The organism is Saccharopolyspora karakumensis (genome assembly GCF_004349225.1).
Classification (GTDB): Bacteria; Actinomycetota; Actinomycetes; order Mycobacteriales; family Pseudonocardiaceae; genus Saccharopolyspora; species Saccharopolyspora endophytica.
In genome coordinates this window covers 1-13,407 of the sequence record NZ_SMLA01000054.1, presented here as the reverse complement: position 1 = coordinate 13,407, position 13,407 = coordinate 1, and the positions used below count along the sequence as shown (strand labels likewise).

The 13,407-nt window shown below is 71.1% G+C and carries 10 protein-coding genes; 6 read left to right on the top strand and 4 right to left on the bottom strand.

Going from position 1 to position 13,407, the window contains the following annotated elements; genetic code table 11:
- The first annotated feature begins 381 nt into the window (after positions 1 to 381).
- The 3 genes from E1202_RS32685 to E1202_RS25535 all read left to right on the top strand — a co-directional run bounded on the left by E1202_RS32685 (position 382) and on the right by E1202_RS25535 (position 4,962).
- A complete protein-coding gene (locus E1202_RS32685) occupies positions 382 to 507 on the top strand; it encodes a hypothetical protein (protein WP_268952363.1) in 126 nt (41 codons plus the stop codon).
- A 188-nt stretch (positions 508 to 695) separates the two neighbouring features.
- The gene (locus E1202_RS25540) at positions 696 to 3,851 is read left to right on the top strand and encodes an arabinosyltransferase domain-containing protein (RefSeq protein ID WP_132685678.1); all 3,156 of its coding nucleotides are present in this window, start codon (positions 696 to 698) and stop codon (positions 3,849 to 3,851) included.
- Between the two features lie 190 nt (positions 3,852 to 4,041).
- Positions 4,042 to 4,962 carry an AEC family transporter gene (locus E1202_RS25535; RefSeq protein ID WP_132685677.1) on the top strand — a complete coding sequence of 307 codons (921 nt, stop codon included), beginning with the start codon at positions 4,042 to 4,044 and terminating at the stop codon, positions 4,960 to 4,962.
- A 9-nt stretch (positions 4,963 to 4,971) separates the two neighbouring features.
- On the opposite strand, the gene E1202_RS25530 is transcribed toward E1202_RS25535, so the two are convergent.
- The 4 genes from E1202_RS25530 to E1202_RS25515 are packed head-to-tail and all read right to left on the bottom strand — an operon-like array spanning position 4,972 to position 9,894.
- Complete coding sequence (locus E1202_RS25530) at positions 4,972 to 7,248, bottom strand: molybdopterin-dependent oxidoreductase (protein WP_132685676.1); 2,277 nt, start codon at positions 7,246 to 7,248, stop codon at positions 4,972 to 4,974.
- A gap of 58 nt (positions 7,249 to 7,306) precedes the next feature.
- The gene (locus E1202_RS25525) at positions 7,307 to 8,131 is read right to left on the bottom strand and encodes a hypothetical protein (protein ID WP_235879005.1); all 825 of its coding nucleotides are present in this window, start codon (positions 8,129 to 8,131) and stop codon (positions 7,307 to 7,309) included.
- A gap of 57 nt (positions 8,132 to 8,188) precedes the next feature.
- Positions 8,189 to 8,947, bottom strand: coding sequence for a CoA-transferase subunit beta (locus E1202_RS25520; protein ID WP_132685674.1), 759 nt, complete (start codon positions 8,945 to 8,947; stop codon positions 8,189 to 8,191).
- Between the two features lie 8 nt (positions 8,948 to 8,955).
- Positions 8,956 to 9,894, bottom strand: a complete 939-nt coding sequence (locus E1202_RS25515) for a CoA transferase subunit A (protein WP_132685673.1) — start codon at positions 9,892 to 9,894, stop codon at positions 8,956 to 8,958.
- A gap of 119 nt (positions 9,895 to 10,013) precedes the next feature.
- Here E1202_RS25515 and E1202_RS25510 point away from each other — a divergent pair, with 119 nt between their 5' ends.
- The 3 genes from E1202_RS25510 (at position 10,014) to E1202_RS25500 (ending at position 13,345) form a co-directional block, all read left to right on the top strand.
- Entirely contained in the window at positions 10,014 to 10,907 is an 894-nt protein-coding gene (locus tag E1202_RS25510; protein WP_132685706.1) for a LysR family transcriptional regulator, read from the top strand.
- A 97-nt stretch (positions 10,908 to 11,004) separates the two neighbouring features.
- Positions 11,005 to 12,345: an MFS transporter gene (locus E1202_RS25505; protein WP_132685672.1), complete on the top strand. Its 1,341-nt coding sequence runs from the start codon at positions 11,005 to 11,007 to the stop codon at positions 12,343 to 12,345.
- Positions 12,296 to 13,345, top strand: coding sequence for a cyclase family protein (locus tag E1202_RS25500; protein ID WP_235879004.1), 1,050 nt, complete (start codon positions 12,296 to 12,298; stop codon positions 13,343 to 13,345). The genes E1202_RS25505 and E1202_RS25500 overlap by 50 nt, the downstream gene beginning before the upstream one ends.
- Positions 13,346 to 13,407 lie beyond the last annotated feature (62 nt).

Sequence of the window (13,407 nt, the reverse complement as noted above, 5' to 3'; positions counted from 1 at the left end):
CGGGGCGGAACGTGAATTCCGAGCGCTTTTCGCAATGGATTCCCAAGAGAGTGACATCCGTTAACCGGTTGCGGATTGTCCGCATGAGAGGCGACGGCTTCGGCCGGGTGGCGGTCTGGTCCCGAGACCGGATCTCGTGCATGCGGGCAGCTCACCAAGGCCCTTGGCCGCACGCCCCAACGGGCGCCCGCTACTCCGTTCGCGGGTCGGGGAGATGACTGACCGTGATCGGGTGTTTTCGAGGGGTGGCGTGGTCGGTCATTTAACGGCCGGTTATCGTTTGTGCAACGGCGCTGCCACCCGACGGGTTGAGCATTTCCCCATGAGAAGCAGGTAGTCGGGTCCAGTGGATCGGGCGCCGCCGAGAAGAGGAAACCTCCCATGGTGCGTGCTGTCGGAACGTTGGCTGTCGTTGGTGCCGGCGTCATCGGGTTCTGGGTCGGATACTTGTTCGACGCCCGGCGCAACCCGATGACCGGTGACGTGGAACCGGCCCTCGCGGCCTGATCCTCCGCTCGTTCCACGGTGGCCGGTCCGCTCGTCGGTCCGCGGCGGAAGCCGGGTGACGAGGATGCGCCCTCCGATGCTCGCCTGACCACGCAGGCACTCGGTTCTTCACCCGCCAGGGGTAAGCGGACCGTCGTCACCGTTTAAGCTCTGCGAGGAGCAGTCCTGCGAGGTTAGGTGGCGAGCGCGTGAGTCAGCGTTCGACGCGGTTCACGCGTCGCGACCCGGCGCGGCGAGGCGCGCGCATCGTGGCCGCGGTACTCGGTTTGCTGTCAGCTCTGCTGGCCGTCGCCGTACCGCTCCTCCCGGTGAACCACGACGTCACGACCCTGAAGTGGCCCACGGCCGAAGGCACCCGTTCGGTGTCGGCCCCGCTGCTCACCCACGAACCCCTCTGGCTCAACGCCACCGTGCCCTGCGCCGCGGCCCGCAGCCTCGACGGGCGCATCAACGGTGCCGGCGAGCTGCTGGCCACCAACGCGCCGTCGGGCACCTACGGCGGCCTGACCGGCATGCACCTGCAGATCGACAACGGGCAGGTCAGCTTCTTCTCGCGCGGCCACCAGATCGGCTCGGCGGCCCTGCCTGCCGGAGCCTGCGAGATCACCGTCAACTCCGACGCGGGGCAGACCCGCGCCGAGGTCGCGGGCGTGCCGCTGGGCTCCGCCGGTGGCGACCAGCGGCCGCAGCTCACCGGGATCTACTCGCAGCTCGACGACCAGCGCGACGACGTGCGCGGACTGGACTTCCAAGCCGGGGTCGACACCCGCTTCGCCACGACTCCGACCGCGCTGAAGACCACGGCCATGGTGCTGGCCGTGCTGTGCTTCATCGGCTCCCTGCTCGCGCTGCGCAAGCTGGAGATCCGCGCACCCGTGCGGAGGCTGCCTGTGGGCTGGTGGCGGCTGGGAGTGCGCGACGTCGTGGTGTTCGCCGCACTCGCTCTCTGGTGGCTCATCGGCGCCATGACGGCCGACGACGGCTACATCCTGACGATGCTGCGCGCCGCCCCGGACGCCGGTTACGTCACCAACTACTTCCGCTGGTTCGGCAACCCCGAATCGCCCTTCGGCTGGTTCTACGAGATCTACGCGCTGTGGGTGCACATCTCCGCGGCCACCCCGTGGGTGCGGTTGCCCGCGCTGTTCCTCGGCGTCGTCAGCTGGCTGCTGCTCAGCCGCGGTGTGCTGCCGCGGCTCGGCCAGCAGGTCCGGCGCAGCGAATCGGCCGGATGGGCCGCCGCCGCGGTCTTCCTCGCGTTCTGGCTGCCGTACAACAACGGGCTGCGGCCGGAACCGGTCGTGGTGGTGTTCTTCCTGCTCTCGTTGTGCGCCGTGGAACGCGCCGTGGCCACCGAGCGGCTGACCCCGGCGGCGCTGGGACTGCTGGCCGCGGCCCTGGGGCTGGGCGCGAACCCGCACGGCATGGTCGCGGTGCTGCCGTTCCTCGCCGCGGCCAAACCGCTGCTCCGGCTGCTGTGGCGGCGCATCCGGGAGGTCGGCGCCTTGCCCGTGCTGGCCCCGATCGCCGCGGCCGGTCTGGTGATCCTGGTCGGGGTGTTCTTCGACCAGACGCTGCAGTCGGTGCTGGACTCCGTCGAGCTCAAGACCGAGTTCGGCCCCAACGACTCCTGGTACGAGGAGCTCGGCCGCTACGAGAAGCTGTTCGACAAGTGGCCGGACGGCTCGCTGACCCGCCGATTCCCGGTCCTGCTGCTGATGCTGTGCATCGCCGCCAGCGGTGTGGTGTTCCTGCGCCGCGGCAAGATCCGCGGAGCCGCTGTGGGACCGAGCAGGCGGATGCTGGGCATCGCGGTGCTGTGCTTCGTGGTGCTGGCCGCCACCCCGACCAAGCACACCCACCACTTCGGCGTCTTCGCCGCCATCGGAGCGGTGCTGGCGGCGCTGACCGCGCTGGCCACCAGCGCCGCCGTCCTGCGCTCCCGCCGCAACCGGGCCGGTTTCTTCGCCGGGTTGATGGTGGTGTGCGCGTACTCGGTGACCGGCACCAACTCCTGGTGGTACGTCTCCGGCTGGGGAGTGCCGTGGTTCGACAAGGCGCCCAGCCTCGATGGGCGGCACGCCAGCACCGCGTTCCTGGTCATCGGGTTCCTCGCCCTGGTCGTCGCCTTCATCGAGCACGTCCGCCACGGCGAGCCGCCGGTGGAGACCCCGACCGCGCGCAAGCGCGTGCTGAGCCTGGGCGCCGCGCCGCTGACGATCACCTGCGCGCTGTGCCTGGTCGGCGAGGTCGGGCTGTTCGCCGTCGGCATCGAGAAGCAGCGCGGCAGCTACAGCCTGGGTCCGGACAACGTCAAGCAGATCGCCGGGAGCAGCTGCGGGCTGTCGGACTACATCAACGTCGAAGCCGACCCGCGCCGCGGAGTGCTCGCCCCGTCGGGCGACCAGCCGCGCACGTCCAGCGATCCCGCGCAGCCGGCCGACTACCTGCGCGCCGAGCAGCAGGGCTTCCACCGCTTCGGCTATCCCGGCAGCCCGCAGTTCACCCCGCCGTTCGGCTACGGCGGTGACGACGCGCCGGTGTGGGGGACCTTCGACGCCGACGCGACCGGCACCGGCGAGATCCGCACACCGTGGTTCGACCTTCCGCCGCAGGCCACCGAGGGCACCACGCCCGTGGTGCTGCAGTTCGCCGGCTCGTCGACCGGCGGGAACGCGCTGCGCGTGGAGTGGGGCCGCGAGCTGCCCGGCGGCTTCGAGGTCAGCGGGCACCGGGACTTCTCGCTCAACAGCGGGGCCTGGCAGGACGTGCGGTTCGACGCACCCGGAGCTCAGAAGGTCCGGGTCGTGGCGGCCGACCAGCGCGACGACGAGGGCGGGTGGCTGGCCTTCAGCGCCCCTCGCGTGCCGGTGCTGACCACCATGACCAACCTGATCGGCAGCCAGCCGACGTTCGTGGAGTGGCCCGCCGCGCTGGTGTACCCGTGCCTGCAGCCGGCGAAGATCCGCAACGGCGTGTTCGAGATGCCGCGCTTCCGGATCGCGGGTGGCGGCATCATGCGCGACATGGGGCAGTCCTGGTCGGCCCCGGGCGGCGGCGGCCCGTTCGGCTGGCTCAACGTCGGGGCCAGCGTCCGGCAGCTGCCCGCCTACCTGCGGGGAGCGCCGAACCGGGACTGGGGAGCGATCTACGTGGTCGACCCGTACAACCCGGACACCGTCGGTGCCGAGGCGGCGATGCAGGTGCGGAGCGAGACGCATTGGGGCGACTGGAGCCCCGGCCCGCTCACCGACGCCGTCAAGCTCCCCGGCCGGGTGCCCACCTCCGACGGCCGGACCGACCTGCGCCCGGTGGAACCGGCGATCACCGGCAACGAGAGCTGACGGCCCGCAGCGCGTCGTGGTGTGAGAGTGGCCATTCGGACCCCGCGCCGCCGGTTGTGATCGATTAGGATCGCTAACGGGTGGGCGCCCGGGCGATGACGCCGAGGTGAGCGCCGAAAACCGCGTTGAGGAACCGCAATGGCTTCGCGCGCGCCTCCACAGTGGACCGCGTGCCGGGGGTGGAGGCGTCGTGTCGGGTGTGATCCAGGGCTTCGGCGTGATCGGCGCCATCGTTCTGGTCGGTTACGTGCTGGGGCGGACCGAGGTGCTCGGCGACAACGGCCGCGACGTGCTCGCCAAGATCTCGTTCTACGTCGGAACCCCGGCACTGCTGCTGCAGATGCTCTCCGAGTCCGACGTGCGCGTCCTGTTCTCCGCTCCGCTGCTGGTCACCGCTCTGAGCACGTTCGCCGCGGCGGCGCTGTTCGTGCTGGTGGCGCTGTGGCGGCGGTGGAACATCCGGCGCACCACCATCGGCGCGCTGTGCTCCAGCTACGTCAACGCGGGAAACCTGGGCATCCCCGTGGCGGTCTACGTCCTCGGCGACGCGACCCTGGTCGCTCCGGTGATGCTGTTCCAGCTGCTGGTGATGACGCCGATCGGGCTGACCGTCATCGACTTCGCGCAGGCCGGGGAGAAGACCTCGGCGTGGTCGCGGCTGCTGGCACCGTTCAAGAACCCGATCGTGATCTGCTCGCTGCTGGGCGTCTCGCTGTCCCTGCTGGGCTGGCGCATCCCCGGGCCGGTCTCCGAACCGCTGACGCTGCTCGGGCACCTCTCGGTGCCCACCGTGCTGCTCGCCTTCGGCGTCTCGCTGCGCGGCTCGCAACTCCCGGCGGGCGGAGCCGAGCGGTGGCCCGTGCTGGTCTCGGTCGGGTTGAAGTCGTTCGTGCACCCGGTCATCGCCTGGGCGATCGGCGCGGGGCTGTTCGGCATGGAAGGCGCCCCGCTGTTCGCGGCGGTGGTCATCTCCGCGCTGCCCGCCGCGCAGAACCTGTTCGTCTACGCCTCGCGCTACAACGTCGGGGTCCGGCTGGCCCGGGAGTCGATCCTGCTCTCCACGATCCTGTCGGTCCCGGTCCTCGTCACGGTCACGGCCCTGCTGGGCTGACCCCGCGGGTCAGGCCCGGTGCAGGGGCGGCGGGGTGTGGGCGGCGACCTCGGGCAGCGGGCCCGTGAACGGCTCGACGTCGACGTGGGTGCGCTGGCCCGCGCACCCCTGCGACAGGCGTGAGGCGGGGACGTCCTCGGTGAGGACGTTGGGGTTGCCGTGAGCGCACAGCTCCTGATCCGGGTGCATCGGGTCGGGCTGCGGATCGAACCAGGCGCCGGTGGGCAGCACCGCGACACCGGGCCGCACCCGCTCGCTGAGGCGGGCACCGGCCAGGCACGAGCCCCGGTCGTTGAACACCCGCACCACCGAGCCCTCGGTGATGCCGCGCGCGGCGGCGTCGTCGGGGTGCAGCGTGATCGGTTCGCGACCGGCCACCTTGGACTCGCGGCTGACCGCGCCGACGTCGCCCTGCCCGTGCAACCGGGTCGGCGGCTGGTTGGCGATGAGGTGCAGCGGGCCGCGACGCTCCTGCGGCAGCCAGACCGGGTGGCCGGGGCAGTCGTCGTAGCCGAAGGACTCGACCTTCGGCGAGTGCAGCTCGATGCGTCCGCTGGGCGTGTGCAACGGGTCCCCCTCGGGATCCTTGCGGAACCGCACCAGCGGCGGGTTCTCGGGCATCGCGGGAAGCCGCAGCTCGCCGTCCGCCCAGAAGGTGTCGAAGTCGGGCAGCTCGTGGCCCTGGGCGCGCAGCTGGTCCCGCCACTGGTCGTAGAGGTGCTCCAGCCAGCCCCGGGCGCTGCGCCCCTCGGTGAAGCGCTGCCGCACCCCGAGCCGGTCGGCGAGCCCGCTCAGGATGTTGAAGTCGTCGCGCGCCTCGCCGACCGGGTCCAGGACGCGGTGCATCGCGGTGAGGTGTGTGTCGCGACGCCCGGCGCCGAGGTCTTCGCGTTCCAGCGTCGTGGTCGCCGGGAGCACGACGTCGGCGTGCCGGGCGGTGGCGGTCCAGTGCGTCTCGTGCACCACCACGGTTTCGGGCCGGGCGAACGCGCGACGCAGCCGGTTGAGGTCCTGGTGGTGGTGGAACGGGTTGCCGCCGGCCCAGTGCACCAGCCTGATGTCGGGGTAGGTCAGCCGCTGGCCGTTGTAGTCGTACTGCGCTCCCGGGTTGAGCAGCATGTCGGCGATGCGCGCGACCGGGATGAACGTGCCGACGGGGTTGGGGCCCTGCGGCAGGGTGGGCAGCCAGAGCACCGGTCCCTCGTCGCCGACGTCGGCCATCGACCCGTAGCCGTGCCCGAAACCGCCGCCGGGCGAGCCGATCTGACCCAGCATCGCCGCGAGCGCGATCCCCGCCCACACCGGCTGCTCGCCGCCCCGGGCGCGCTGCAGGGACCAGGTGACGGTCACCAGCGTCCGCCCGGAGGCCATCCGGCGGGCCAGCTCGCGGATGTCGTCGGCGGCGATCCCGCAGATCGGGGCCGCCCACTCCGGTGTCTTCGGCACGCCGTCGGTCTCGCCCCGCAGGTAGTCGGCGAACACGTCGAACCCGGTGCAGCAGCGGGAGAGGAAGTCGGTGTCGTGCAGGTCCTCGGCGAGCAGGACCTGCGCCAGGGCGAGCTGCATCGCCACGTCCGTGCCCGGCTCGATCGAGTACCAGCGCCCGCCCGCGGGAACGTCGGCGGTCAGCGGGCTGATCGAGGCGACCGCCACTCCGGGATCGGCCGCCGCGGCAGCGCTGGTGTGCCGGGTGACGCCGCCGGGCGAGACCGACAGGTTCTTCGTCGGCAGCCCGCCGAAGGCCACGATCAGGTCGGTGTGCTCGCGCACCGTCGCCCAGCTGTCGGCGTAGCCGAGGACCGCGGCCGAGCTGCCCACCACGTGCGGCAGCAGGACCTGCGAGGTCCCGAAGCTGTAGTTGTTCCGGGAGGAGGCGTAGCCGCCGATGGTGTTGAGGAACCGGTGCAGCTGCGACTGCGCGTGGTGGAACCGGCCGGCGCTGCCCCAGCCGTAGGAACCGCCGAAGATCGCCTCGTTGCCCGACTCGACCCGCACCCGGTCCAGCTGCGCGGCGACCAGGTCCAGCGCGGTGTCCCACTCGACCTCGACGAACTCGTCCCGGCCGCGCTGCGAGGACGGCCCCGGCCCACCGGTGAGCCAGCCGCGGCGGATCGCCGGGCGCATGACCCGCGTGTCGTGCCGCGCGATGCCCGGCACGTTGTCCAGCAGCGGCGAAGGGGCCGGATCGTCGGGGTGCGGCCGGACCCGGACACCGCCGTCGGCGTCGGCCGTCGCCCGGTAGGCGCCCCAATGCGCGGTCGTCGGCACCCAGCGCTCGGTCGGCATCCGGCTCCTCCCGTGGCCGGAGGTGCTCCGACCTGCGAACTCGTGATCGGCCTCGATGTTACCGGCGCTCGGAGAACGTCACCGACGCCTCCGCGGAGAGCTGGTCGGAGCGCACCGACATCGCCCCGTCCTCGTCGCCGCACACCAGGACCGGATCACCGGAGAACACCGGGCGGCGCAGCCGGTAGGACACCGAGCCGAGGGGTCCGTGCTCGCGGGCGAGCTCGGTCATGAGCAGCACCAGCAGCGGTCCGTGCACCACCAGCCCCGGATAGGCCTCGACCTCGCGGCAGTAGGGCTCGTCGTAGTGGATGCGGTGGGTGTTGGCCGTCAGCGCGCTGAACCGGAACAACCGCGTCGGCTCGCCGACGAACCGCCGCTGCCACGGCGCGTCGGAGGTCGGGAAGTCGGTGGGCCGCAACCGGCCCGGGCTCTTGGTGTCGGTCTCACCGCTGCGGTAGACGTAGTCGGTCTCCTCGGTGATCCGCAGCCGACCGTCCTGGCGGAACTCGCGGCGCTCGGTCACGAACGCCATCTCGCCCGAACGGCCGTGCTTGACCGTGACGTCGCCCAGCTCGGTGGTCCGCTCGGCGGGGGTGCCCAGCCGCAGGGGCTCGTCGATCGTCATCCGCCCACCCGCGAACATGCGGCGCCGGTCGGGCACCGGCGGCAGGAAGTCGCCGTTGAGCGGGTGCCCGTCGGGTCCCAGCTCGGAGTGCGGCGGCCAGGACAGGAAGTGCACCCAGTGCCACAGCGGAGGCAGCTCGTCGACCGGCGCCGGCACCTCCAGGACGTTGGCCAGCGCCCGCGACTGCTCCGGTCCCATCGAGTCGTGCTCGACCACGGCCTCCGGCCGCCAGTCCCGCAGAAACTCCTCCAACACCAGAAACCTCCTCGTCGACCGTCGAGGTGTCCCGGTCATCCAAACATGCCGGAGGCCTCAGCGGAGGTAGACGCGGTCCGGGTCCACCTCGTGCCGGAGCGCGTGGAGCTCGGCCTCGGTGGGCGGGGTGATGGTGCTGAGGTCGTCGGCGACCTGGAGGTCCCAGCCGGTGGCCTCGCGGACCTGCTCGGCGGTGACCCCCGGGTGGGTGGCCACGAGCCGGAGCTCCTCGCCGGCCCCGTCGCGCGCGAGGATCCCCAGATCGGTGATGACCCGGGTGACCCCCTTGCCGCGCGGGCGGATCCCGTCGGCCAGAGCGCGATCCGGGCCGGGGGAGGTGCAGAAGTCGAGCTCGGTGGTGAACGAGCGGGGGTCGTGGCGCCGCATCACCACGAACACCTCGCCGGAGTTGGCCATGACTTCCATGGCCCCACCCGATCCGGGCAGCCGGACCGCGGGGGAGTGCCAGTCGCCGATCACCGAGGAGTTGAGGTTGCCGAAGCGGTCGATCTGCGCGGCCCCCAGGAATCCGACGTCGATCCGCCCGCCCTGCAGCACGTAGCCGAACAGCGCGGTCATCGGCAGCACGGCCTCCGAGCCGGTGATCAGCACCGCGTCGGCGATCGTTTCCGGCAGCTGGTCGGGATGCGCGCCGCAGACACCGGACTCGTAGACGATCTCCACGTCCGGCGCCACCGTCCGCTGCGCCAGCGACACCGCCAGCGTGGGCAAGCCGATACCGGCGAAAACCGTGTTCGCACCAGCGAGTTCGCGCGAAGCGACCGAAGCCAGCAGCTCCGACGACGTGATGGACATGATCCTCCTCAAAGCCTGCGGCCGTAGTTGACCGGCTCGCTCCACGCCTCGCCCACGGCCAATCCCGCCCAGCGCTGCTCGCCGAGCTTGGCGACGTACTCGGAGTGCTCGGCCGTGCCGAGCACCCACTCGTCCAGCCACACCCGCAGCCGGTCGGGATCACCGCTGATCCGCGACCACTCCCGGTAGAACTCGCCGTCGCGGTCGTAGTAGCCCTGCACGAACGCCGGATGCGCCCCGCGCGGGCACTCCACCACCGCGTGCACCGCGTGCGCGGGGATCACCGTGCGGTTCGGGTCGGAGCGGACGACCTCGTCGGCCACCACCTCCTCGACCACCACGATCGCCTTGCGCGCGGCGTAGACCGCCTCGGCCTGGATGCCCGTCAGGCCCCAGATCTGGGTGTTGCCGGACCGGTCCGCGCGTTGGGCCTGCACGATCGTGACGTCCGGGTTCAGCGGCGGCACCACGTAGATCTGCTCCTCGCCGCCGTCGGAGGCCGGGTAGGGCGAGGTGACCTTGCGGATGTCCGGGTTGATGCCGGGGACGTCGCTGCCGGCGTAGGAGCGCAGCGGGTAGAACGGCAGCCGCTGCGCCCCGGCCAGGTAGCGGCAGATCATGCCGTAGTGGCTGTACTCCTCGAAGGCCAGCACGCCCGCCTCGACCCGCCGTCGCAGCTCACCGAGCGAACCGGCCGTGGAGTTGCCGACGAACGAGGAGATCAGCCTGCTCACGCAGTCGCCCGCGATGAGCTGATCGGTGACGATGTCGGCGGTCATCCGCGCGATGGTGAGGTCCCGGCGGCCCTGCCGGATGATCTCGTGCCCGGCCGCGGTCGGGATCAGGTGCGTGAAGCCCTCCAGCGACACCGTGGCGCCGTCGGTGACGAACTCGGCGATGGCGTCCCGCATCGACGTGGTCTTGTCCGACTTGCTGACCTGCGACATCGATGCCCCCAGGGATTCCGCGGTTCGCCTGCGCCTCAGCCTGCCACCCCGGATTGAGACAGGTCCAATACCGAATTAGTGTCAGATCCAGAGCTGAGTCGAATGGATCGGGGATGGGTGTGGAGCTGCGCTACCTGACCGCCTTCGTGGCGGTCGCCGAGGAGCTGCACTTCGGCCGCGCCGCCAAGCGCCTGCAGATGGCCCAGCCGCCGCTGAGCCAGCAGATCAGGCAGCTGGAGAAGGAACTCGGCGTGCGGCTGTTCGAGCGCAACACGCGGTCGGTCCGGCTGACCAACGCCGGGGAGTCCTTCCTCGAACCCGCGCGCACCGTCCTCGACGACGTCGACATCGCCGTCGGCGCGGCCAGAGCCGCCGGGCGAGGCGAGCGCGGACGGGTCACCGTCGGGTTCGCCGGTGCCTCCAGCCACGAGGCGCTGCCGGTGCTCACCCGCGCGGTGCGCGCCGCCCACCCGGGTTTGGAACTGGTGATGCGCGGGCAGACCTACGCCGACGTCGCCCTGGCCAAGGTCGCCGACGGAACGCTGGACCTCGGGTTCGTCCGGATGCCGGTCAACCAGCCCGGCGTGAACACCCGCGTCATCGAGGTCGAGGAGCTCATCTGCGCGCTGCCCACCGACCACCGGCTGGCCGAGCTGGACCGCGTGCCGATCGACGCACTCGCCGAGGAGCCCTTCGTCAGCTTCCCCTCCAACGCCGGGTCCACGCTGCGCGACGCGCTGGTCAAGGCGTGCGTGGCAGGCGGATTCACCCCGCGCGTGGTGCAGGAGGCACCCGACTCCTACACGATCCTCGCCCTGGTGGCCGCCGGTGTCGGAGTCACGCTGACGCTGACCTCCTGCCAGCACATCCAGCAGACCGGCCTGGTCTACCGGCGGCTCGCGGGCGAACCGACCCGCTTGCGGGCAGCGCTGGCCTGGCGCGAGGACAACACCAACGCCGCGCTGCACACCGTCCTCGGCATCGCCGAAACCGCGCTGCCCACGCCCGATTGATCTGAGCGGCGTCTCAAACGGCGCCGATCTCGTATTGGACGCTCTAGCGTTCGGCCTGCCACGGTGCTGAGATCACACCGGGTTCAAAGGGGAACGCATGAGCAGCGCGCGCACGGCGAACCGTGCCGGGTTCGGGGCCTTCATCGGCTCCACCATCGAATGGTTCGACTTCTACATCTACGGCACCGCCTCCGCGCTGGTCTTCGACGAGGTCTTCTTCCCCGAGCTCGACGGTGCCCTGGGCACGCTGGTCGCCTTCGCGACGTTCTGGGTCGGCTTCCTCGCCCGCCCGCTCGGCGGCATCATCTTCGGCCACGTCGGAGACCGCCTGGGCCGCAAGAAGACCCTGGTCATCACCCTGCTGATGATGGGCATCGCGACCACCGCCATCGGACTGCTGCCCGGCTACGCCGAGATCGGGGTGTGGGCGCCGATCCTGCTGGTGTGCATCCGGATGGTGCAGGGCATCGGGCTCGGCGGCGAGTGGGGCGGCTCGGTGCTCATCGCCTCCGAGCACGCGCCCAAGGGCAAGTCCATCCTCTACGGCGCCTTCGCCCAGCAGGGCTCGCCGGTCGGCAACACGCTCAGCACCGTCTGCTTCCTGCTGATCAGCAAGCTGCCCGAACCCGACATGCTCAGCTGGGGCTGGCGCATCCCGTTCCTGGCCTCGGCGGCACTGGTCGTGGTGGGCCTGTTCATCCGGCTCCGCGTCACCGAATCCCCGGCGATGAACCGGCTCATCCAGGCCAAGCAGACCGCGAAGCTGCCGGTGTGGGAGGTCGTCCGCTCGCACCCGGGACTGCTGGCCCTGGGCATCGGCGCCTGCACCATCGGCCTGTCGGCCACCTACTTCAAGTCGACGTTCGCGCTCGCGTGGGCCACCAGCGACCTCGGGTTCGCCAAGACCGACTTCCTGACGATCATCCTGGTCGCCAACATCGCGCAGATCCTCGTGCAGCCCTTCGGGGCCGTGATCGCCACCAGGATGCGCAGCCTGTCGCGCGCGGTGACGTTCATGCTGCTCCCGGAAGTGGTGCTGCTGCCGCTGATGTTCCTGCTCATCGCCACCGAGAACTACTGGCTGGCCATGGTCGGCGTCGCGGTGGCCACCGTCCCGCACTGCCTGTACTACGCGGCGATGGCCGGCATCCTCGCCGGCCGCTTCCCGGCCGAGGTGCGCTACACCGGGCTCTCGCTGTGCTACCAGCTCTGCGGCACGCTGCTCGGCGGAACGACCCCGGTGGTGGGCCAGTTCCTGCTCAGCGCGTCGGGCTCGATCAACGTCGTCATCGCCTACGCGCTGTTCCAGGTGCTGCTCACGCTGGGCTGCATGCTGTTGCTGCTGCGCCGGCCCAGTCATGACGAACGCGACAACCCGGGAGGCGAAGGTGACCAGAGCACGCTGGATCCGGCGGCCGGAAGGGTCCAACTGGGGTGAGTTCGGCCCGGATGACGCGCTGGGCCGGATGAACCTGCTGACCCCGCAGCGGGTCCGCGCCGCGGTGGCCGAGGTGCGCGAGGGCATCACCCACGCGCTGAGCCTGCCGCTGAACCTGCCCGGCGGGAACGGGTTGAACCCCAACCGGTTCCCGCCGGTCCTGCGCCCCACCCGGCGCTTCGGGGAGATCAACTTCAACTACGAGCTGCACCGCAGGGTCGAGGGCGCCACCGACGTGCTCTGCGACGACCTCGCCGTGCTGCACCTGCAGTACTCGACGCAGTGGGACTCCTTCGCCCACGCCGGGGCGCTGTTCGACGCCGACGGCGACGGGGTCGCGGAACCGGTCTTCTACAACGGGTTCCGGGCAGGTGAGGACGTCGTCGGGCCGTCCGACCTGGACGATTCCGGATTCGGCGGCCTGCACGAGCGCACCACCTCCACCGGCGGGGCGCTGGGCATCGACAACCTCGCGCGCACCGGGGCGCAGGGCCGGGGCGTGCTCATCGACCTGCGCAGGCACCTCGGCGAGGAACGCGCGGTCGTCGGCTACGACACCCTCGCCGAGATCATGGACGCCGACGGTGTCGAGGTCGAGGAGGGCGATCTGGTGTGCCTGCACACGGGTTTCGCGCAGCGGCTCGTCGAGATGGGCGGTGATCCCGACCCGGACGTCCTGCACGGCGCGTGCGCGGCCCTGGACGGGCGCGACGAGCGGCTCCAGCAGTGGATCACCGACAGCGGGCTCAGCGCGCTGATCGCCGACAACTACGCCGTCGAGAACCTGCCGTCTCTCCCGGCCGACCTTCCGGCACCGGCGCTGCCGCTGCACCACCACTGCCTGTTCAAGCTCGGCGTGCACCTCGGCGAGCTCTGGCACCTCACACCCCTGGCGGACGACCTCCACCGCCTCGCCCGCTCCCGCTTCCTCCTCACAGCGCCACCCCTCAACCTCCCCGGAGCAGTCGGTTCCCCGACAACCCCGATCGCCACCCTCTGACCCGTCCCGCCGAACGTCCACCCGGCAACCGCCCGCTCACACCCGGCCGCCCTGTCCCACCC

Bases quoted from the DNA above. Each gene is read 5' to 3' on its own strand.
- E1202_RS32685 (WP_268952363.1), top strand. From the start codon at position 382: ATGGTGCGTGCTGTCGGAACGTTGGCTGTCGTTGGTGCCGGCGTCATC.
- E1202_RS25530 (WP_132685676.1), bottom strand. From the start codon at position 7,248: ATGCCGACCGAGCGCTGGGTGCCGACGACCGCGCATTGGGGCGCCTAC.
- E1202_RS25520 (WP_132685674.1), bottom strand. From the start codon at position 8,947: ATGTCCATCACGTCGTCGGAGCTGCTGGCTTCGGTCGCTTCGCGCGAA.
- E1202_RS25515 (WP_132685673.1), bottom strand. From the start codon at position 9,894: ATGTCGCAGGTCAGCAAGTCGGACAAGACCACGTCGATGCGGGACGCC.
- E1202_RS25505 (WP_132685672.1), top strand. From the start codon at position 11,005: ATGAGCAGCGCGCGCACGGCGAACCGTGCCGGGTTCGGGGCCTTCATC.